Origin of the sequence: Escherichia sp. KTE114, from assembly GCF_000407765.1 — a bacterium.
In the GTDB taxonomy this organism is placed as follows: domain Bacteria; phylum Pseudomonadota; class Gammaproteobacteria; order Enterobacterales; family Enterobacteriaceae; genus Escherichia; species Escherichia ruysiae.
In genome coordinates this window covers 2,993,759-3,014,020 of record NZ_KE136626.1, presented here as the reverse complement: position 1 = coordinate 3,014,020, position 20,262 = coordinate 2,993,759, and the positions used below count along the sequence as shown (strand labels likewise).

Sequence of the window (20,262 nt, the reverse complement as noted above, 5' to 3'; positions counted from 1 at the left end):
CCTCACATAAGCCAGGGTTAGTGACCTGCTTTCTCTTCCTGCCAGCGTTCATGTAACTGATTCAGACGGGCGCTGATCTCTTTCCAGCGAGTCGAGTCCATCAGCTCCTGTCGCGAAAATGAACCTTTATGATACAAACGTGTAACACGCTCTGCCTTGATCGGTGACAGATTATCTAACACGCTGACGGCTCCCTTACGATTATTGCAGACCAGGATCATATCGCAACCCGCATCCAGTGATGCCTGCCCACGTTCGGCATAACTGCCCATAATCGCGGCACCTTCCATCGATAAATCGTCTGAGAAAATCACGCCGTCAAACCCCAGTTCCTGGCGTAAAACTGTTTTCAGCCAGTAGGGAGAACCGCTCGCCGGACACGGATCAACATCGCTGTAGATCACATGCGCAGGCATAATGGCGTCGAGTTTATTTTCGCGAATTAACGTACTGAAGACTGACATATCTTTGGCGCGAATTTCCGCTTGCGGACGTGGGTCGCACGGCGTCTCTTTGTGCGAGTCTGCCGTTACTGCACCATGGCCAGGAAAGTGTTTACCAGTGGTTTTCATTCCGGCTTCATGCATACCATCAATAAACCGGCTGGCGATTGCGAGGGCTTTTTCGGGATCGGCATGGTAAGAACGCTCGCCAATCGCCGCGCTAATGTGCCCTACATCCAGCACGGGTGCAAAGCTGATATCAATATCCATGGCGATCATTTCACTGGCCATCAACCAGCCTGCCTCTTGTGCCAGTTTGCCGCCTTCTTCCATTCCCAACAGCGCAGCGAATGATTGTGCCGCTGGCAAGCGGGTAAAACCTTCACGAAAACGCTGCACGCGCCCACCTTCCTGATCTACCGCCACCACCAGATGATTGCGCGAAGCTGTGCGGATTTGGCGCACCAGTTCGCGTAACTGGGCAGGATCATGATAGTTACGCGTAAAGAGAATCAGCCCTCCCACCAGCGGGTGCGCCAGTATTTCACGCTCTTCCGCGTCCAGTTCGTAACCTTCAACATCCAACATTACTGGACCCACACTGCTCTCCTTATTGTTTTATTGATAGCTGCCGCCAGGTGTCATCGGCAAGCCTGATAAATTGTTGATCGCCGGTTTGTTGCCAACGGTACTCAAACCACCCTGCTTTGAGCATCAGCAACCAGGGAAACCAGCGCCTGACCTGACGCCATAATTGCGCCGGATTAATCTTCGCACGCGCGGCATAGTCATTGACCAATTGCCGATGCTGGTGAGTATTTTCCACCCACACCGCCGCCAGTTCCAGCGCGATATCGCCATCACCGGCATACTCCCAGTCAATGAGTTTTAACCCTGACTCACTATGCACTAAGTTTCCGGCATGAACATCCATATGCAATGGGCTTAAGCGTAATGGCTGTGGTTCCCGTATTTTGCGCAGACGTTTTAATAGTCGCAGCCAACCCGCTGTCCGCCGCGCAGGATCGCTTCGCTGCCAGTACCTTTCCAGTAACGGCAGCAGGGTTATTCGCCAGCCAAAGCGCGGTTGTTGATGCAGATAATACAGCAAGCCTGCCAGTTCGTCGGTATCCGGCAATTGCGTTTTTACCTCGCCGGGCAAATAGTCAACCACCATCCAGCCACGGAGATAGAGATGTGGCTTCGGTGCAAGGTATGCCGGTAATCGTGATAACGCCCGATACTGGCGCAGGAACACGGACTGCGGAGCATCAGGATCGTGAGTCTGACGCACAACGAAACGCAGATCCTGATGTTCAATGAGAAAACTCCCGCCGCTAAGTCCATGATTAAACGTCGCGACGGGATGATACTGCGGGAAATAGCGCGACAATAATTCGTCGCGCGTGATGGGATCATTGTTGCTGAACGGCACCTTTACCTGACCAGATAATTTCACCCGTCTGCACCAGCATGAGTTGCATTTGCAGGGTCGGTGCATTGACGTTACCAGAGGCACTGGAGTACAGCACATAATGAGCGCCGACGTTACGGGCAATGCCAATCGCTTTACTGCGAGTGCCTAAACTGTCCTGCGGCGACAAACCTAACTGCTGCTTGGCCATTGAAAGCTGTTGGGCAGAAACGAGTGTAAATTTACCGTTATTGGCCAGCGCATTACGTAGCGTTTCGGTCGCTTCTCCGGCATTCAGCGAGCCGTTAGTACGGTTGTTAACGCTATCAACCAGCAGAACGCTGCCTGCGGTCACACCATCAGCCCCAAGCATTTTACTGACCATCGGCTGCATTGCACCGTTCCAGTCATAATGACGAATATGCGGCGCAGGCGGTGCGGTTTGATCTTCGTGCTCAATTGGCCCTGGCTGCTGCGGGATCGTCGGCACCGATGGCACGGTTGGTACAGGCTGTTGCGGCTCGGCAGGTTGCTCCGGCGCAGGTTTCACCTCTTCTACCGGTGCAGGTTCTCGTTGCCCCACACACCCGGCGAGAAACATCGCCAGCGCGGTGATTAAGGCGTAGCGACTCATTTTTGTCATCAAGATTCACCCCTTACAAATATAGATAAAGTCTGACTTTGTGCGCCCCCAGATAATTGGCGCTGCCGTACAGAGTTACCGCCGAACGTGCGGGAATGGTAACGCTGCGGGGCGTTTCCAGAGGATGCATCTCCAGCCCTCTGGCGTCATACCAGTAAAAACGATAATGAACGGTAACGGGTTCTTGCCTTTCGTTATAAAGCGTCGAGGATGCAGAAGGCTGAATATCAGACATTGAAAGAACGGGCTTTTCTGCACTGATGCCCGCAGCCAGAAGAGATGACTCAATCACCAGAGATTGTTCTTCATTCACCGGAATCTCCGGATGTGAACGACACCCCACCAGCAATAACAGCGCCAGAGACACCAGCCCAAAGCATCCTTTTCTCATCGTTACAGACCTTTATGCGCCAGCATTGGGCCCAGAGGACGGCCACCCAGCAAGTGCATATGGATGTGGTACACCTCTTGCCCGCCATGGCGGTTGGTGTTCATGATCAGACGATAGCCATCTTCGGCAATGCCTTCTTGCTCAGCAATTTTTGCCGCTACAGTGATCATGCGTCCCAGCGCCTGCTCATGCTCGGCAGAGACGTCGTTTACGGTAGGAATCAGGATATTAGGAATAATTAAAATATGCGTTGGCGCTTGCGGCGAAATATCGCGAAACGCCGTTACCAGATCATCCTGGTAGACGATATCGGAGGGGATCTCACGACGAATAATTTTGCTGAAAATAGTTTCTTCTGCCACGACATTTTCCTTTTTCAAATAGTCATGCGTTGCGCCATGCTACGCCGCGCCACACTGCGAGTATAGAGTATGGTCGAGTTAAACCCGCTCTTTCAACCTTAACCCACGATTTATTAAGCAAAAAACCGTTTTACTGCCGCATACATCGCCATTATTCCCCTTTATGCCTGCGAATGAACCGAAAACACACTTTCTCTTTGGTTTACATGTTAAATATGAATGCGTATATTTCTCATTTGCATTACCATGAAAAATTATTAGCGCGCTAAATATTACTGCTCATCGCCCTCCTCTGGAATGAGCCTGACTACAACATAAATCAAGAGATTTCAGATGCTTTCGACACAATTTAACAGGGATAATCAGCATCAAGCCGCAGCCACGCCGTCGCTGCTCGCAGCCTGCATTGCTCTGGCTTTATTTCCTTCCGCTACACTGGCCGTGCCAACCGCCGAAGAAACAGTGATTGTTGAAGGGGCTGCCAATGCTCCAGTTGATGAGGAAAATGATTACAGCGTAACGTCTACCTCTGTAGGTACTAAAATGCAGATGACCCAACGTGATATTCCACAGTCGGTCACTATTGTCAGCCAGCAGCGAATGGAAGATCAGCAACTGCAAACGCTGGGCGAAGTGATGGAAAACACTCTGGGGATAAGCAAAAGCCAGGCCGACTCCGACCGCACCCTCTATTATTCGCGTGGATTCCAGATCGATAACTATATGGTCGATGGCCTCCCCACCTATTTTGAATCGCGCTGGAATCTGGGCGACGCACTCACGGATATGGCGCTGTTCGAGCGTGTAGAAGTGGTGCGTGGCGCGACCGGGCTAATGACCGGCACCGGCAATCCTTCTGCGGCGATTAATATGGTCCGCAAACACGCCACCAGCCGTGAATTTAAAGGCGATGTCTCGGCGGAATACGGTAGCTGGAACAAAGAACGTTATGTGGCGGATTTACAAAGTCCGCTCACGGAAGATGGTAAAGTCCGCGCACGAATTGTTGGCGGCTATCAGAACAACGATTTATGGCTGGATCGCTACAATAGCGAAAAAACTTTCTTCTCCGGCATTGTGGATGCTGATTTGGGCGAGCTGACCACATTTTCTGCCGGTTATGAATATCAACGTATTGATGTTAACAGCCCGACCTGGGGCGGCCTGCCACGCTGGAATACCGATGGCAGCAGCAACAGTTACGATCGCACCCGCAGTACCGCGCCTGGCTGGGCGTATAACGACAAAGAGATCAACAAAGTCTTTCTGTCACTGAAGCAGCGATTTGCCGATACCTGGCAGGCGACGCTGAATGCTACCCATTCCGAAGTCGAATTTGACAGCAAAATGATGTATATCGATGCCTACGTAAATAAAGCAGATGGAACGCTGGTGGGACCATATGGCAGCTATGGCCCCGGATTTGATTATGTTGGCGGCACTGGCTGGAACAGTGGCAAACGTAAAGTTGACGCGCTGGATCTGTTTGCCGACGGCAGTTATAAATTATTTGGTCACCAGCACAATCTGATGCTCGGCGGTAGCTACAGTAAACAAAACAACCGCTATTTCAGCTCCTGGGCTAACGTTTTCCCCAATGAAATTGGCAGTTTCTACAACTTCAACGGTAACTTCCCGCAGACTAACTGGGCGCCGCAAAGCCTGGCGCAGGACGATACCACACATATGAAATCGTTATATGCCGCCACTCGTGTCACCCTTGCCGATCCGCTGCATCTTATCCTCGGCGCACGTTATACCAACTGGCGGGTTGATACGCTGACTTACAGCATGGAGAAAAACCACACTACGCCTTATGCGGGTCTGGTGTTTGACATCAATGACAACTGGTCGACCTATGCCAGCTATACCTCTATTTTCCAGCCGCAAAATGATCGCGACAGTTCGGGCAAATATCTGGCGCCAATCACCGGTAACAACTACGAACTGGGTCTAAAATCAGACTGGATGAATAGCCGTCTGACCACCACGTTAGCCATCTTCCGTATTGAGCAGGATAATGTCGCCCAGTCCACCGGAATGCCTATCCCCGGCAGTAACGGCGAAACCGCCTATAAAGCGGTGGATGGGACAGTAAGTAAAGGCGTGGAATTTGAACTTAACGGCGCAATTACCGACAACTGGCAGCTGACGTTTGGCGCAACGCGCTATGTGGCGGAAGATAACGAGGGGAATGCCGTTAATCCGAATCTGCCACGTACCACGGTTAAAATGTTTACCAGCTATCGGTCGCCTGTCATGCCAGAGTTGACGGTCGGCGGCGGCGTTAACTGGCAAAATCGGGTGTATACCGACACCGTGACACCGTATGGTACCTTCCGCGCCGAGCAAGGTAGCTACGCGCTGGTGGATCTGTTCACCCGCTACCAGGTGACGAAAAACTTCTCGTTGCAGGGGAACGTCAATAATCTGTTCGATAAAACTTATGACACTAATGTGGAAGGTTCTATCGTCTACGGCGCACCACGTAATTTCAGTATTACCGGCACGTATCAATTCTGATTAACACCTGTAAAAAAGGCAGCCATTCGGCTGCCTTAGTCTCCCCAACATTCTACTGATTAGTTGTTGCGGATGTACTCATCCATCTCGGTTTTCAGGTTATCGGATTTAGTACCGAAAATCGCCTGAACACCAGAACCAGCAACCACTACGCCCGCTGCGCCCAGTTTCTTCAGGCCAGCCTGATCCACTTTGGACACATCAGCAACGCTGACGCGCAGACGAGTAATACATGCGTCGAGGTTAGTGATGTTTTCTTTACCACCAAATGCGGCAACCAGAGCCGGAGCCATTTCGCTAGTACCGGTTGCTTTCGCATCTTCAGTTGCGTCTTCGCGGCCCGGCGTTTTCAGATCCAGAGCTTTAATCAGCACACGGAAGATGGTGTAGTAAACAATCGCATAACCAATACCGACAATCGGGAACAGCCACAGTTTGCTGCTGTTACCAGACAGTACGATGAAGTCGATCAGGCCGTGCGAGAACGACGTACCGTCGCGCATTCCCAGCAGAATACAGATTGGGAATGCCAGACCAGCCAGAATAGCGTGGATGATGTACAGGATCGGCGCAACGAACATGAAGGAGAACTCGATCGGCTCGGTGATACCGGTCAGGAACGAGGTCAACGCAGCGGAGATCATGATACCGCCAACTTTAGCGCGGTTTTCTGGTTTAGCAGAGTGCCAGATAGCAATCGCAGCAGCCGGCAGACCGTACATTTTAAACAGGAAGCCGCCAGACAGTTTACCCGCAGTCGGGTCACCCGCCATATAACGCGGAATATCGCCGTGGAAGACCTGACCTGCTGCGTTGGTGTATTCACCAATCTGCATCTGGAAAGGTACGTTCCAGATGTGGTGCAGACCAAACGGCACCAGACAACGTTCGATGAAGCCGTAAATACCAAATGCAACTACCGGGTTCTGGTAAGCAGCCCACTGGGAGAAAGTCTGGATTGCGGAACCAATCGGCGGCCAAATGAAGGACAGCACAACGCCAGTAAAGATGGCAGCCAGACCAGAAATGATCGGTACAAAGCGTTTACCGGCAAAGAAGCCAAGATACTCAGGCAGCTTAATACGGTAGAAACGGTTAAACATGTACGCTGCAATCGCACCGGAGATGATCCCCCCAAGTACGCCAGTATCCGCCAGATGTTTAGCGGCAATTTCTTCAGCAGGTAAATGCAGTACCAGCGGCGCGACCACAGCCATGGTTTTTACCATGATGCCATAGGCAACTACTGCGGCAAGAGCGGATACGCCATCGTTATTGGTAAAGCCAAGGGCGACACCGATCGCAAAAATAAGTGGCATGTTTGCAAAGACGGAACCGCCTGCTTCTGCCATAACATGCGATACAACGGCTGGCAGCCAGCTGAAATTCGCGGAACCGACGCCCAGCAGAATACCTGCGATAGGCAGTACGGATACCGGCAGCATCAGCGATTTACCGACCTTTTGCAGGTTAGCAAATGCATTCTTAAACATAATTGAGAGTGCTCCTGAGTATGGGTGCTTTTTACGTTCTCACGCGTGGCAAGGGGGGAGAACCTTGCCGTGTACAGGGCATCTAAGCGCCCTTTATTTATTACACAGAGTAAAATAATTCAGTGTCGATTTGTTTGACGGCTATCACGTTTCAACTTCAGGTCTTTAGCGAAGTTGCACATTTTGACAAAACATATGTCAAGATGTTTCAAACATGGTTAGCCACCGCCCAATTTGCGGCGGTGAACTTTACTCGTTTTAACCATTAATTACGAGCTTAAAAAAAATTCATTCAACTGATGGACTGCAGGCGGGAAGCGTCGATGTGAAACAGACGGGCGAAGTTATCGGTGGTTACCTGCGCCAGTTCTTCAACGGCAACACCTTTCAACACAGCCATGTATTCTGCAACGTCACGAACCATCGCAGGTTGATTCTCTTTTCCTCGATGTGGCACTGGCGCCAGGTAAGGCGAGTCAGTTTCCACCAGTAGCCGATCCAGCGGGACATAACGCGCGGCATCGCGCAGTTGTTCCGCATTACGGAAGGTCACAATGCCGGAAAAGGAGATGTAAAATCCGAGATCCAGTAACTTGCCCGCCGTTTCTTTGTCCTCTGTAAAACAGTGTAGTACGCCACCACAATCCGTCACTTTTTCTTCGCGCAGAATAGCCAGCGTATCGGCGCGGGCGTCACGCGTATGGACGATAACCGGCTTGTTCAGTTCGCGACCAATCTGGATATGATGAATGAAGGATTCTTGCTGACGGACTTTTGTTTCCGGCGTGTAATAATAATCCAGCCCGGTTTCACCCAGCGCAACAACGCCCTCTTCTGCTGCCAGACGGCGTAAATCTTCCACATCGTAGGGATCATTCTGGTTTAGCGGATGCACACCGCAAGAAAAAACGACGTTGTCACGTTCGCCAACCAGATCCCGCATATGCAGGTAACCGGGCAATGTCGTGGCGACCGCCAGACAAAATTTCACATCGCGCGCGGCGGCTTTCGCCAGAACGTCATCCACGTCCTTGTGTAAAGATTCATAATTCAAACCATCGAGATGGCAGTGTGAGTCGACTAAAAACATAATGTCTCTCTTAAAGATGAGGAACCGGTAACACAACGTCCGGTTGCAGGTAATGCTCAATACGCAGTAAAAGATCGGTAATGACAAGCTCGCGGTTTACGCCTGTGACAGAAATTAACTGCTCACGACTTTGGCAAACATCCCCCAGTATAGCCTGCAGGCGAGAGGGAGAAAGCTGGTTTGCCAGCGCGGCGACAACGCCAGGAACATCAACATTGGTGACTTGTGAAGCGCCATAATGGCGTTTGAGCGCATCCATCAACAAAGTTGCCAACCAGTGCAGACGCGCCGGAGCTTGTTCGTGGTTAAGTGCCGACAACATCGAATACCAGTCGCCAGATTGCACGCTGTTTGCCAACGCCTGACAAAGTGTCTCACGTGCCTGCCAGATATCCCCTTGAAACAGCCCCAATGCAGCGCCAGGCGAACCGGCGCTCAGGCGCAATGCGGTTAGCATAGCCTCTTGTGACATTGTCACTTCACGCGCAAGCCAGCTCACTGCGTACTGTTCCGGCGGCGGTGCAAGATAATGCAAGCGACAACGGCTGCGCAGTGTTGCCAGTAAGCGTTCAAGTTCTCGTGTAGCGAGGAAAAACCAGGTTTCCGCTGGCGGCTCTTCCAGTGTTTTCAGCAAGGCATTGGCAGCGGCATCGGTCAGCAAGGCGGCATCGGTGACCCAGACAACTTTCGCACCGCCTAATCGTGCGTGTTCATTAAGCTTTTCGGTGACTTCACGCACGGCATCAATGCCCAGAGCATTCTTCCCTTTTTCGGGAGCAAGAGTGTAATAATCGGGGTGCGTCCCCGCCTGCATCAACTGGCATCCGCGACAATGACCACAGCTTTTGTGGCCCTGCGGTTGTTGGCAAAGTAAATAACGGCTCAGAGCGTAGATTAAGGCATCATCGCCCATGCCAGGTAATGCCTGAATCAGTAGCGCATGGTGACCCCTTCCGGCCTGATAGCTGGCTACCAGTTTTTCGAAATCAGGTCGTAACCATGGATACCATCTCATTCGCCCTGCTCCTTAACCCAGTGAGTCACGGTGGTGCGAATCGCGTCCATGACATCTTCCAGCGATTGTGTTGCATCAATAGTGTGAATGCTTTTATCTTGTGCAGCCAGTTCCAGGTAGCGAGCGCGGGTGCGATTAAAGAAATCAAAAGACTCTTGCTCAATGCGATCCAGCTCGCCGCGCGCACGCGCGCGCTTAAGGCCGACTTCTGGAGTAACATCGAGATAGAGCGTTAAATCAGGGCGAAAATCCCCAAGAACGGCATCACGCAACGTTGCCAGCATATGCTGGTCAATACCACGACCACCGCCCTGATACGCCTGAGTGGAGAGATCGTGGCGATCACCAATCACCCATGTGCCGTTTGCCAGTGCCGGTTTGATGACGGTTTCTACCAGTTGTACACGCGCGGCATAAAACATCAGCACTTCGGCTTTATCGGTAATGACTTCATCGCCTACCGATTTGATATCCAGCACCAGGCTTCTTAACTTTTCGGCAAGTTGCGTACCGCCGGGTTCCCGAGTGAAAACCATGTCGCGGATACCCAGTTGCTCAAGCGTCTCAACCACCACGTTGCGTGCGGTGGTTTTGCCTGCGCCTTCCAGCCCTTCAATGACGATATACTTACTGCGCATTTTTTTCCTTAAGCACTTTCAGATAATCCTGCACAGACTTGTTATGACTGGCAAGATTGGTATTAAACGTGTGACCACCTTTACCATCGGCCACAAAATAGAGATACGGCGTTTTCGCCGGATGCGCAGCAGCCTTCAGCGAATCTGCCCCCGGCGTAGCAATCGCGCCTGGCGGCAGACCAGTTATGGTGTAGGTGTTATACGCTGTCGGCGTTTCCAGATCTGCACGAGAAAGTTTGCCATTATAACGCTCTCCCATCCCGTAAATCACCGTCGGGTCGGTCTGCAGGCGCATACCAATGCGTAAGCGGTTGATAAATACCGAGGCAACTTGATCGCGTTCACTGGCAACGGCCGTTTCTTTTTCGATAATTGACGCCATCGTTACCAGCTGGTTCTTATCTTTATAGGGCAGACCGTCCGCACGCCCTTCCCAGGCGCTTTCTACCGCTTTCACCATTTTCTTGTGCGCTCGCTTGAGTAACGCAATATCGGTGGTATTGGCGGTATACATCCAGGTGTCTGGCCAGAACCAGCCTTCAATCCACTCAGGGTTTTCCAGCTCCAGCGCCTGTGCCACGGTGGTGTATTTATCGTCGCTCAGCGTGTGCTTGACATACGGTGCCTCACGCAATTGTTTGAGGTAATCGCTCAGACGCATCCCCTCCACCAGGCGTAGTGGAAACTGTGCTTCTTTACCGCTTTCCAGCAATTTCAGCATCTCACGCACGGTCATCTGCGGTGTAAAGCGGTAAGTCCCGGCTTTGAAATGAGAAAGATCCGGCTCGATACGCAGCAACCATTGAAATACCCGTGGGCGATTGATGATCTTATCGGCATAAAGCTGTTCACCGAGCGCCAGACGTCCGGTCCCCGGTTTCAGAGTAAATATCGTCTCTTCTTTAATAAGTAATTTGCTGTCGGCGAGGTGGCGAACCTTCCAGACGCCCACACCAGCGGCGATACCCAGTACCACCAGCAATAACAAAACAATCAATAACACTTTTTTCATGACTAATTCGGGTGCTCACAAAGTGGGGCTAAATATTCATATAGCGTTGTTGACGAAAAGGAGGCCTCGCCACAGGCACGCACGGGAATCACTGGCATCAACGCATTACAAACTACCATCTCATCTGCCTGCATCACCTCCTCCAGCGAGGCTTGTACTTCGACAAGCTGATAAGAGGATTGTGCCAGTAAACGGATGCAGAATTGTCGCATAATACCGTTGACACCAGCCTGATCCAGACGCGGCGTATAAACTACGTTGCTCTTGCGCCATAACAAATTAGCCGCACAGCATTCCGTAACCCACCCTTCGCTGTCAAGAACCAGCGCCTCATCGGCGTTTGTCTGCTCAAGATGAGAGCGAATTAGCACTTGCTCAAGCCGATTAAGATGTTTAATACCTGCGAGATAAGGATTGCGTCCAAGGCGTACTGGACTTAGCGCCAGAGTAATGCCCTCTTTGCGTAAGCGGTCATAATGTGCAGGGTAAGCCGCAACGGAGAGAATGCGCGTTGCCGGACCGCTGTTCAATGTGCTGTATCCTCGCCCACCGCTGCCGCGACTGATCACCACTTTCAGCACACCGTTCTGCTGTGCTGCTGCCAGCGTTTTCATCTCTTGCTCAAGCTGCGGCCAGAAATCACAGGCGATCATTAACCGCTGAGTAGCTTCCTGTAGTCGCTGTATATGCGCGGATAACAAACTGACTTCACCGTCGATAATTCTGGCTGTGGTGAAACAACCATCGCCAAATTGCGTTGCCCGATCGCTTGCTGCCAGCGAATCCTGTTTATGACCGTTAATTAAGAACATACCGGCTCCTTATCAGAGGATTGTTAGTGTGGCAGCATGTTCACTGCGGAACAAGTCTGAATAAAAGCTAAGAAAAAAGGCCCGCAAGCGGACCTTTTATACAGGTGGGAAATAGCAACTTAGATCTTTTTAAAGATCAAAGAACCATTAGTGCCACCGAAGCCGAAGGAGTTACACAGGGTATACTCCATTCCGCTGACCTGACGCGCTTCATGCGGTACGAAATCCAGATCGCAACCTTCATCCGGGTTATCCAGGTTGATGGTCGGCGGAACAGCCTGATCGCGCAGCGCCAGGATGGAGTAGATAGACTCTACCGCACCCGCCGCACCTAACAGGTGACCGGTCATGGATTTCGTGGAACTTACCAGCACACGGCTTGCAGCTTCACCGAAGATGGTTTTCACTGCCTGCGCTTCGGCTTTATCGCCAGCAGGCGTTGAAGTACCGTGCGCGTTAACGTAGCCAATCTGGCTCGCTTCAATACCTGCATCACGCAGAGCATTTGCCATTGCCAGAGCTGCGCCTGCGCCATTTTCCGGCGGCGACGTCATATGATAGGCATCGCTGCTCATACCAAAGCCGACGAGTTCAGCGTAAATTTTCGCACCGCGTTTTTTCGCGTGTTCGTACTCTTCGAGCACCAGCATACCGGCACCATCGCCCAGTACGAAACCATCACGCTCTTTATCCCACGGGCGGCTAGCCGCTTGCGGGTTATCATTGCGGGTAGATAATGCACGTGCCGCGCCGAAACCGCCAACGCCCAGCGGCGTACTGGCTTTCTCTGCGCCACCTGCAACCATCACGTCAGCATCGCCATACGCGATAATACGCGCAGCATGACCAATGTTGTGCACGCCGGAAGTACAGGCGGTCGCGATAGAGATGCTTGGGCCACGCAGGCCATACATGATAGTCAGGTGACCTGCCACCATGTTCACAATCGTTGACGGAACGAAGAATGGGCTGATCTTACGTGGACCACCGTTCATCAAAGATGTGTGGTTTTCTTCGATCAGTCCGAGGCCGCCAATCCCGGAGCCAATTGCGGCACCAATGCGGGTTGCGTTCTCTTCCGTTATTTCAAGGCCAGAATCCTGCATGGCCTGAACGCCAGCGACAATTCCATATTGAATGAAGGCATCCATCTTGCGCTGTTCTTTGCGCGAGATAATGTCCTCACAGTTAAAATCCTTTACTAAGCCAGCAAATTTCGTTGCATAGGCGCTAGTATCGAAATGGTCGATTAGGCTGATGCCACTCTGACCGGCAAGCAGAGCTTTCCAGGTAGACTCTACGGTATTGCCGACAGGAGACAACATGCCCAGTCCGGTCACAACTACACGACGCTTAGACACGTTTGTCCTCCAGGGAGGGAAAAAAATGATTCTAGTGGGACAAAAAGATAAAACTCAGGCGGTCGAACGACCGCCTGGAGATGTTCACTTACGCCTGGTGGCCGTTGATGTAATCAATGGCAGCCTGAACGGTGGTGATTTTCTCAGCTTCTTCGTCCGGAATCTCAGTATCAAACTCTTCTTCCAGAGCCATTACCAGCTCAACGGTGTCAAGAGAATCCGCGCCCAGGTCTTCAACGAAAGAAGCATTGTTGGTAACTTCTTCCTGCTTAACGCCCAGCTGTTCGCCGATAATTTTCTTAACGCGTTCTTCGATAGTGCTCATACTCTTAAATTTCCTATCAAAACTCGCTTTCGCGATGGTTTTCGTAGTGTATAAAATGTTGAAAAATTTGCAACTAAATCCCGGCAGGTCTTACCACGATTTTACGTTATTTTGAGGCCATACCCCCCAACAACGCAAATCATTTTGCACTAATTATTACTCATAACCACGCAGACTGCGCGCAACATGAGCATTTTGTGCAAATCGCGGTCAGACCATGTACATCCCGCCGTTCACATGCAAAGTTTCACCCGTGATGTAAGCTGCTTCGTCGGATGCCAGGAATGCAACCGCGTTGGCGATTTCCTGTGCGCCGCCGAGGCGACCCGCAGGAACCTGCGCCAGGATACCCGCACGCTGGTCATCGCTCAGCGCACGTGTCATGTCCGTTTCAATAAAGCCCGGAGCAACAACGTTTACAGTAATACCACGTGACGCAACTTCGCGCGCCAGGGATTTACTGAAGCCGATCAAGCCCGCTTTCGCCGCAGCGTAGTTGGCCTGACCGCCATTTCCCATGGTACCAACCACAGAACCGATAGTGATAATACGACCATGACGCTTTTTCATCATAGCGCGCATTACCGCTTTTGACAGACGGAAAACAGATGAAAGGTTGGTTTCGATAATATCGTTCCACTCATCATCTTTCATTCGCATTAACAGGTTATCACGAGTGATACCGGCATTATTGACCAGGATATCGACTTCACCAAATTCTGCGCGAATTTTTTCCAGAACAGATTCGATAGATGCCGGGTCGGTCACATTCAACATCAGACCTTTACCGTTATCACCTAAATAATCGCTGATCGCCTGAGCACCGCTTTCACTGGTCGCAGTACCGATAACTTTCGCGCCACGAGCTGCGAGCGTTTCCGCAATTGCGCGACCAATCCCACGGCTTGCACCGGTTACCAGTGCGATTTTTCCTTCAAAATTCATGTTTTTCCTCTTTTAAAGCTCGAGCGCCGCTGCCATCGCTGAAGGTTCGTTCAGCGCCGAGGCGGTCAGGGTGTCGACAATGCGTTTTGTCAGGCCAGTAAGCACTTTGCCTGGTCCCACTTCATAAAGATGTTCAACGCCTTGCGCTGCCATGTATTCAACAGATTTCGTCCATTGAACCGGATTATACAGCTGACGTACCAGCGCATCACGGATAGCATCGCCATTAGTTTCGCATTTCACATCAACGTTATTCACAACCGGGACGGTTGGGGTATTGAAGGTGATTTTCGCCAATTCAACAGCCAGTTTATCGGCAGCCGGTTTCATCAGCGCACAGTGAGACGGTACGCTCACTGGCAACGGCAACGCACGTTTTGCGCCCGCAGCTTTACAGGCAGCACCTGCACGCTCAACCGCTTCTTTATGACCGGCAATAACGACCTGCCCCGGAGAGTTAAAGTTTACCGGAGAAACCACCTGACCTTCTGCCGCTTCTTCGCAAGCTTTAGCAATAGACGCATCATCAAGACCGATGATTGCCGCCATTGCGCCTGTCCCTTCCGGTACAGCTTCCTGCATGAACTTGCCGCGCATCTCAACCAGACGCACTGCATCAGCAAAATCAATCACACCAGCGCAAACCAGCGCGGAGTATTCACCCAGGCTGTGACCGGCCATCATCGCCGGTGTTTTACCGCCCTGCTGCTGCCACACACGGTACAACGCAACAGATGCAGTCAACAGCGCAGGCTGGGTTTGCCAGGTTTTATTCAGTTCTTCGGCAGACCCCTGCTGGGTCAGCGCCCACAGGTCGTAGCCCAGCGCCGCAGAGGCTTCAGCAAACGTTTCTTCGACAATGGGATAGCTCGCCGCCATATCAGCCAGCATTCCAACGGTTTGAGAGCCCTGTCCAGGGAACACAAATGCAAATTGCGTCATCTTTAAATCCTTATCCTAGAAACGAACCAGCGCGGAGCCCCAGGTGAACCCACCGCCAAAGGCTTCAAGCAGAACCAGCTGTCCAGGCTTAATACGCCCGTCGCGTACAGCTTCATCAAGTGCACAAGGCACAGAAGCGGCAGAGGTATTACCGTGTCGATCCAGCGTCACGACGACATTGTCCATCGACATGCCGAGTTTTTTCGCCGTCGCGCTGATAATACGCAAGTTCGCCTGATGCGGAACCAGCCAGTCCAGTTGGGAACGATCAAGGTTATTTGCCGCCAGCGTCTCATCAACGATGTGCGCCAACTCGGTTACCGCAACCTTGAAGACTTCGTTGCCCGCCATGGTCAGATGAATTGAATTTTCTGGATTCACACGGTCGGCGTTAGGCAATGTCAGCAATTCACCATAGCTGCCATCGGCATGAAGATGCGTGGAGATAATTCCAGGCTCTTCAGAGGCAGCAAGCACCGCAGCGCCCGCGCCGTCGCCAAAAATGATAATGGTCCCGCGATCTGTTGGATCGCAGGTGCGCGCCAGTACATCGGAACCGACGACCAGAGCATACTTCACCGCACCAGATTTCACATATTGATCGGCTACGCTCAGCGCGTAGGTGAAACCTGCACAGGCTGCAGCAACGTCAAACGCCGGGCAACCTTTGATGCCCAACATGCTTTGAATCTGACATGCTGCGCTCGGGAAGGCGTGCGTGGCAGAAGTTGTTGCCACAACGATCAGGCCAATCTGGTCTTTATCAATGCCCGCCATTTCAATTGCACGCGTCGCCGCTTCGAAGCCCATGGTAGAAACGGTTTCGTTTGGCGCGGCAATGTGGCGTTCGCGGATGCCAGTACGAGTGACAATCCACTCGTCAGAGGTATCCACCATTTTTTCCAGATCGGCGTTTGTCCGCACTTGTTCGGGCAGATAGCTGCCAGTACCAATAATCTTCGTATACATGTACGCTCAGTCACTTTTCGGTTATATACCGTCACTTGCAAACTGCGAGTTCGCTGGCAGCGTCCTGCTACCGCAGAGATCCGCTTTTGCCACCGTCCAACAGCTCAAAACCAGCTGGGTATACAGATTCCAGGCGAGCGGCAATTCGCTGAGGAACTTGTCGCTGCACCGCCTGCACTGCCTGTTCAATCGCGACCGCAAAAGCTCGCTGATTGGCTGCACCATGACTTTTTATCACCGTGCCGCGCAATCCTAACAGACAGGCGCCGTTATACTGGTCGGGGTTGAGGTGACTGAATCGCCTCGTCAGGCTCTTTTGTAGCCAACGCTTTAATAACAGTAGCCACCACGACCGTTTTTTCCCTTCTCCCTGAGATTTCAGCAGAGAAAGGAACATCCTGACAACACCTTCCATCGTCTTTAATGTGACATTTCCTGTAAAGCCGTCACAGACCAACACATCTGTCTTGCCAGTTAATAACTCATTGGCTTCAAGATAGCCGATATAATTGATAGAAGGGATTGTTTTAAGCACCGCTGAGGCATCCCGAATACTGTCGAGACCCTTTACTTCTTCTTCACCAATATTGAGCAACGCCACGCGAGGGTTAGGGATTTCCACCACCTCTTCAGCCAAAACTGAGCCCATAATGGCAAATTGCACCAACATTGTGCTGTCACAATCGACGTTGGCTCCTAAATCGAGAACCACCGTTTTGCCCTTTTGTTGATGCGGTAACACCGTCACCAACGCCGGGCGCTCAATCCCCTCCAGGGGCTTGAGTAATAATTTAGCCAGCCCCATCAGCGCCCCGGTATTGCCAGCACTGACACAGGCTTGCGCTCGACCTTCTTTCACCAGCTCCAGCGCCACGCGCATTGAGCTACCGCGACTGGCGCGGATAGCCTGCGAAGGCCGGGCATCACTGGCGATAACTGACTGCGCAGGAATAATCTGCAAACGCGAACGTTGTTCAAAATCAGCTTTAGCAAGTAATGGCGTGATGGCGTCGGGGTTACCGACTAAAAGAAGAGTGAGTTGCGAATTAGAGTTCAGTGCCTGCAAAGCTGCAGGCACTGTCACAGAAGGGCCAAAATCACCCCCCATGACATCTAACGCCAGGGTTAGACGTGTCAAGGTATCGTCGCCGCCCGGTTTGGTCTTTCCCCAGTTGCCTGGGGAAAATCCTCACTAAGCTTCATCACGCAGATGCGTGATTACTTAGCGATGACCTTGCGGCCACGGTAGTAACCGTCGGCAGTGATGTGGTGACGCAGGTGTTTTTCACCAGAAGTTTTGTCTACAGACAGGCTGGTGACTGCGGTCAGCGCGTCATGGGAACGACGCATGCCACGTTTGGAACGGGTTGGTTTATTCTGTTGTACGGCCATGGACCTTACTCCTCAATTACGGTTTATCCCCGATCCAACGGGGAGCACCAATTACTTACGCTTTAAGCTGGCTAATACGGCAAATGGGTTTGGCTTTTGCGCTTCTTCAGGCAGTTCACCAAAGACCATGTCCGCTTCGGACACTTCACAGTGTTCAGAATCATGCACCGGAACTACCGGCAAGGCGAGGATGATTTCATCTTCAACCATTGCAAGCAGATCGATTTCACCGAATTCGTTAACCTCAATCGGTTCATACGCTTCCGGCAGTGCTTCAGCCTGTTCGTCTGAACGCACAGGACTAAAACAATACGTTGTGTAGACCTGATGAGTAAACGGCTTCCCGCAACGCTGACACTCGAGCGTTACCGTCACCTTCGCATCGCCGTTTAACACTGCGAGACGTTGGTTATCGATAGCGAACGACATGGAGCATTCCACATCACTGTCCACACTGACTACGGATTCGGCGACGCGCTCAACCTGATCAGGAGTATAGATACCCTGGTAATCAAGGCGTTTTTGAGCCGTACGAACCGGATCGAGAGTCAGGGGTAATTTTACCTTTTGCATAGGGCGCGCATATTAACTTTGTAACGTCATAGAGTCAAAGAAAAAGGCAGCCTGTGGTTGCCTTTTGCCAATAATTCGCACACATTGCGGGTTACTGCTTTATTTTCGTTCAGTGCTGATAACGAACATCAACCTGCAAAACGAAGCGCATAGTTTAAAATGGCTATCATCAATACGCTATATCTGATGGAAAAAAATATGTCTAAACTTATTTTAGCCTCCACTTCGCCCTGGCGCCGCGCCTTACTTGAAAAACTACAAATCTCTTTCGAATGTGCCGCTCCGGAGGTCGACGAAACCCCGCATAGCGATGAATCGCCGCGCCAGCTGGTGCTCCGGCTGGCGCAAGAAAAAGCGCAATCCTTAGCATCACGTTATCCCTCTCATTTAATTATCGGTTCAGACCAGGTGTGTGTTCTTGATGGCGAAATCACCGGTAAACCGTTAACGGAAGAAAATGCGCGTCTGCAATTACGCAAAGCCAGCGGCAATATTGTCACCTTCTATACTGGGCTGGCGCTGTTTAATTCGGCGAGCGGGCATCTGCAAACGGAAGTGGAACCTTTTGACGTTCATTTCCGCCACTTAAGCGAGGCGGAGATTGATAATTACGTGCGTAAAGAACATCCCCTGCACTGCGCTGGCAGTTTTAAGAGTGAAGGGTTTGGCATTACGCTATTCGAACGTTTAGAAGGACGTGACCCTAATACGCTGGTTGGTTTACCGCTCATCGCGCTCTGTCAGATGTTACGTCGGGAAGGGAAAAACCCGCTGATGGGGTAGTTTTGTCTGCCGGATAAAGCATTTACGCCGCATCCGGCAATCGGTTCTGGCGGCCTGACGCGACGTAAACACCTTATCAGGTCTACCACCCATTATATCTGGCTTATATGTTTGTATTAACGCGCATTACGCAGTTTCTGCAAACAACGCTTCAGACCATCATCCATCGGCGCTTCGATACGCATCACCTCACCCGTACCCGGATGGGTAAACTTCAACGCTGCCGCGTGCAGGAACAAACGCTTCAGCCCCGTTCCGGTCTCAGTGAGCTGTTGATCAAACTCACGATCGCCGTAACGATCATCAAACGCAATCGGATGACCAGCGTATTGAGTATGCACACGGATCTGGTGTGTACGTCCGGTAACCGGACTGCAACGAACCAGCGTGGCAAACGCATAGCGTTCTTCCACTTTGAAGCGTGTTTCTGACGGTTTACCTTCCTGGCTCACACGCACAATACGTTCGCCGCTTTGCAGAATATTCTTCAGCAGCGGAGCCTGGACACTCTTCACGTGTGACTGCCACTGACCGCGCACCAGCGCCAGATAATCTTTTTGCATCCCTTTTTCACGTAATTGCTCATGCAGAGAACGTAACGCCGAACGTTTTTTCGCTACCAGCAATACACCTGAAGTGTCCCGGTCGAGTCGATGCACCAGTTCAAGGAACCGCGCTTCCGGGCGCAACGCCCTCAGCCCTTCAATAACGCCGAAACTTAAACCACTGCCGCCATGCACCGCCGTACCTGAGGGTTTATTGAGCACCAGGATATGATCATCTTCATATAAGATGACGTCCGCCAGCGCCGCCACTTTTTGCAGATGCGGCGAAACGGCCTCTTCTTCCCGTTCGGCAACGCGAACCGGCGGAATACGCACTTCATCACCAGCTTCGAGTTTATATTCAGGCTTAATACGTTTTTTGTTCACCCGCACTTCGCCTTTACGCAAAATACGGTAAATCATACTTTTTGGTACGCCTTTCAATTGGGTACGCAAAAAGTTGTCGATACGTTGCCCCGCTTCATCAGCGGTGATAGCAACGATTTTTACGGATGGAGTCTCTGTTTTCATGGTGGGCGATTCTAAATAGCCAACAGGATTCGCGCCACTCATTTTTCTATGCTTATATTT

General features: G+C 51.5%; 22 protein-coding genes. 2 read left to right on the top strand and 20 right to left on the bottom strand.

The annotated features are described in order from the left end of the window. Positions 1-17: 17 nt before the first annotated feature. Genes nagZ through hinT form a run of 5 tightly spaced genes read right to left on the bottom strand, consistent with a single transcriptional unit; the run spans position 18 to position 3,253 of the window. Positions 18-1,043 carry a beta-N-acetylhexosaminidase gene (nagZ, locus tag WC5_RS06880; protein ID WP_000529324.1) on the bottom strand — a complete coding sequence of 342 codons (1,026 nt, stop codon included), beginning with the start codon at positions 1,041-1,043 and terminating at the stop codon, positions 18-20. 10 nt (positions 1,044-1,053) lie between these two features. Further along, positions 1,054-1,878: a thiamine kinase gene (gene thiK / locus WC5_RS06885; protein WP_001116776.1), complete on the bottom strand. Its 825-nt coding sequence runs from the start codon at positions 1,876-1,878 to the stop codon at positions 1,054-1,056. Then, positions 1,859-2,500: a penicillin-binding protein activator LpoB gene (gene lpoB, locus WC5_RS06890; protein ID WP_000164442.1), complete on the bottom strand. Its 642-nt coding sequence runs from the start codon at positions 2,498-2,500 to the stop codon at positions 1,859-1,861. Before lpoB ends, thiK begins: the two co-directional genes overlap by 20 nt. Before the next feature lie 13 nt (positions 2,501-2,513). Then, positions 2,514-2,891, bottom strand: a complete 378-nt coding sequence (locus WC5_RS06895) for a YcfL family putative periplasmic lipoprotein (RefSeq protein WP_001225286.1) — start codon at positions 2,889-2,891, stop codon at positions 2,514-2,516. 2 nt (positions 2,892-2,893) lie between these two features. After that, the gene (hinT, locus tag WC5_RS06900; RefSeq protein ID WP_000807125.1) at positions 2,894-3,253 is read right to left on the bottom strand and encodes a purine nucleoside phosphoramidase; all 360 of its coding nucleotides are present in this window, start codon (positions 3,251-3,253) and stop codon (positions 2,894-2,896) included. A 333-nt stretch (positions 3,254-3,586) separates the two neighbouring features. On the opposite strand from hinT, the gene fhuE reads away from it, so the two are divergent. Next, positions 3,587-5,776, top strand: a complete 2,190-nt coding sequence (gene fhuE / locus WC5_RS06905) for a ferric-rhodotorulic acid/ferric-coprogen receptor FhuE (protein ID WP_000953401.1) — start codon at positions 3,587-3,589, stop codon at positions 5,774-5,776. 59 nt (positions 5,777-5,835) lie between these two features. Here the strand turns inward: fhuE and ptsG are convergent, their stop codons facing one another. From ptsG to yceD, 14 genes are all read right to left on the bottom strand, one after another. Next, positions 5,836-7,269 (bottom strand): PTS glucose transporter subunit IIBC, encoded by a 1,434-nt coding sequence (ptsG, locus tag WC5_RS06910; protein ID WP_000475698.1) that lies wholly within the window; start codon positions 7,267-7,269, stop codon positions 5,836-5,838. 292 nt (positions 7,270-7,561) lie between these two features. Next, positions 7,562-8,359 carry a metal-dependent hydrolase gene (locus tag WC5_RS06915; protein ID WP_000480283.1) on the bottom strand — a complete coding sequence of 266 codons (798 nt, stop codon included), beginning with the start codon at positions 8,357-8,359 and terminating at the stop codon, positions 7,562-7,564. A gap of 10 nt (positions 8,360-8,369) precedes the next feature. Beyond that, the gene (holB, locus tag WC5_RS06920) at positions 8,370-9,374 is read right to left on the bottom strand and encodes a DNA polymerase III subunit delta' (RefSeq protein ID WP_001267911.1); all 1,005 of its coding nucleotides are present in this window, start codon (positions 9,372-9,374) and stop codon (positions 8,370-8,372) included. After that, positions 9,371-10,012, bottom strand: coding sequence for a dTMP kinase (gene tmk / locus WC5_RS06925; RefSeq protein WP_001257009.1), 642 nt, complete (start codon positions 10,010-10,012; stop codon positions 9,371-9,373). Before tmk ends, holB begins: the two co-directional genes overlap by 4 nt. After that, positions 10,002-11,024, bottom strand: coding sequence for a cell division protein YceG (gene yceG / locus WC5_RS06930; RefSeq protein WP_000756885.1), 1,023 nt, complete (start codon positions 11,022-11,024; stop codon positions 10,002-10,004). The genes tmk and yceG overlap by 11 nt, the downstream gene beginning before the upstream one ends. Positions 11,025-11,026: 2 nt before the next feature. Continuing rightward, complete coding sequence (pabC, locus tag WC5_RS06935; protein WP_000478661.1) at positions 11,027-11,836, bottom strand: aminodeoxychorismate lyase; 810 nt, start codon at positions 11,834-11,836, stop codon at positions 11,027-11,029. Between the two features lie 119 nt (positions 11,837-11,955). Next, positions 11,956-13,197 (bottom strand): beta-ketoacyl-ACP synthase II, encoded by a 1,242-nt coding sequence (fabF, locus tag WC5_RS06940; RefSeq protein ID WP_000044679.1) that lies wholly within the window; start codon positions 13,195-13,197, stop codon positions 11,956-11,958. An 88-nt stretch (positions 13,198-13,285) separates the two neighbouring features. Further along, a complete protein-coding gene (acpP, locus tag WC5_RS06945; protein WP_000103754.1) occupies positions 13,286-13,522 on the bottom strand; it encodes an acyl carrier protein in 237 nt (78 codons plus the stop codon). 210 nt (positions 13,523-13,732) lie between these two features. Further along, positions 13,733-14,467, bottom strand: a complete 735-nt coding sequence (gene fabG / locus WC5_RS06950) for a 3-oxoacyl-ACP reductase FabG (RefSeq protein ID WP_001008544.1) — start codon at positions 14,465-14,467, stop codon at positions 13,733-13,735. Between the two features lie 12 nt (positions 14,468-14,479). Then, positions 14,480-15,409, bottom strand: coding sequence for an ACP S-malonyltransferase (gene fabD / locus WC5_RS06955; protein WP_000191388.1), 930 nt, complete (start codon positions 15,407-15,409; stop codon positions 14,480-14,482). A 15-nt stretch (positions 15,410-15,424) separates the two neighbouring features. Beyond that, the gene (gene fabH / locus WC5_RS06960) at positions 15,425-16,378 is read right to left on the bottom strand and encodes a beta-ketoacyl-ACP synthase III (protein ID WP_000288127.1); all 954 of its coding nucleotides are present in this window, start codon (positions 16,376-16,378) and stop codon (positions 15,425-15,427) included. A 67-nt stretch (positions 16,379-16,445) separates the two neighbouring features. After that, on the bottom strand, positions 16,446-17,516 hold the full coding sequence (gene plsX / locus WC5_RS06965; RefSeq protein WP_000197577.1) for a phosphate acyltransferase PlsX: 1,071 nt from the start codon (positions 17,514-17,516) through the stop codon (positions 16,446-16,448). 80 nt (positions 17,517-17,596) lie between these two features. Next, positions 17,597-17,770, bottom strand: coding sequence for a 50S ribosomal protein L32 (rpmF, locus tag WC5_RS06970; protein ID WP_000290727.1), 174 nt, complete (start codon positions 17,768-17,770; stop codon positions 17,597-17,599). Positions 17,771-17,821: 51 nt separating this feature from the next. Next, positions 17,822-18,343, bottom strand: coding sequence for a 23S rRNA accumulation protein YceD (gene yceD, locus WC5_RS06975; RefSeq protein WP_001174481.1), 522 nt, complete (start codon positions 18,341-18,343; stop codon positions 17,822-17,824). Between the two features lie 198 nt (positions 18,344-18,541). On the opposite strand from yceD, the gene yceF reads away from it, so the two are divergent. Beyond that, positions 18,542-19,126: a 7-methyl-GTP pyrophosphatase gene (gene yceF, locus WC5_RS06980; RefSeq protein ID WP_010352275.1), complete on the top strand. Its 585-nt coding sequence runs from the start codon at positions 18,542-18,544 to the stop codon at positions 19,124-19,126. Positions 19,127-19,242: 116 nt separating this feature from the next. On the opposite strand, the gene rluC is transcribed toward yceF, so the two are convergent. Then, a complete protein-coding gene (gene rluC / locus WC5_RS06985; protein ID WP_024191101.1) occupies positions 19,243-20,202 on the bottom strand; it encodes a 23S rRNA pseudouridine(955/2504/2580) synthase RluC in 960 nt (319 codons plus the stop codon). Positions 20,203-20,262 lie beyond the last annotated feature (60 nt).

Excerpts from the sequence above, each read along its gene's own strand:
- rpmF (WP_000290727.1), bottom strand. The coding sequence starts at position 17,770 with ATGGCCGTACAACAGAATAAACCAACCCGTTCCAAACGTGGCATGCGT.
- yceD (WP_001174481.1), bottom strand. The coding sequence starts at position 18,343 with ATGCAAAAGGTAAAATTACCCCTGACTCTCGATCCGGTTCGTACGGCT.
- fabH (WP_000288127.1), bottom strand. The coding sequence starts at position 16,378 with ATGTATACGAAGATTATTGGTACTGGCAGCTATCTGCCCGAACAAGTG.
- fabD (WP_000191388.1), bottom strand. The coding sequence starts at position 15,409 with ATGACGCAATTTGCATTTGTGTTCCCTGGACAGGGCTCTCAAACCGTT.
- fhuE (WP_000953401.1), top strand. The coding sequence starts at position 3,587 with ATGCTTTCGACACAATTTAACAGGGATAATCAGCATCAAGCCGCAGCC.
- acpP (WP_000103754.1), bottom strand. The coding sequence starts at position 13,522 with ATGAGCACTATCGAAGAACGCGTTAAGAAAATTATCGGCGAACAGCTG.
- fabG (WP_001008544.1), bottom strand. The coding sequence starts at position 14,467 with ATGAATTTTGAAGGAAAAATCGCACTGGTAACCGGTGCAAGCCGTGGG.
- pabC (WP_000478661.1), bottom strand. The coding sequence starts at position 11,836 with ATGTTCTTAATTAACGGTCATAAACAGGATTCGCTGGCAGCAAGCGAT.
- yceF (WP_010352275.1), top strand. The coding sequence starts at position 18,542 with ATGTCTAAACTTATTTTAGCCTCCACTTCGCCCTGGCGCCGCGCCTTA.
- ptsG (WP_000475698.1), bottom strand. The coding sequence starts at position 7,269 with ATGTTTAAGAATGCATTTGCTAACCTGCAAAAGGTCGGTAAATCGCTG.
- WC5_RS06895 (WP_001225286.1), bottom strand. The coding sequence starts at position 2,891 with ATGAGAAAAGGATGCTTTGGGCTGGTGTCTCTGGCGCTGTTATTGCTG.
- yceG (WP_000756885.1), bottom strand. The coding sequence starts at position 11,024 with ATGAAAAAAGTGTTATTGATTGTTTTGTTATTGCTGGTGGTACTGGGT.
- rluC (WP_024191101.1), bottom strand. The coding sequence starts at position 20,202 with ATGAAAACAGAGACTCCATCCGTAAAAATCGTTGCTATCACCGCTGAT.
- holB (WP_001267911.1), bottom strand. The coding sequence starts at position 9,374 with ATGAGATGGTATCCATGGTTACGACCTGATTTCGAAAAACTGGTAGCC.
- WC5_RS06915 (WP_000480283.1), bottom strand. The coding sequence starts at position 8,359 with ATGTTTTTAGTCGACTCACACTGCCATCTCGATGGTTTGAATTATGAA.
- tmk (WP_001257009.1), bottom strand. The coding sequence starts at position 10,012 with ATGCGCAGTAAGTATATCGTCATTGAAGGGCTGGAAGGCGCAGGCAAA.
- lpoB (WP_000164442.1), bottom strand. The coding sequence starts at position 2,500 with ATGACAAAAATGAGTCGCTACGCCTTAATCACCGCGCTGGCGATGTTT.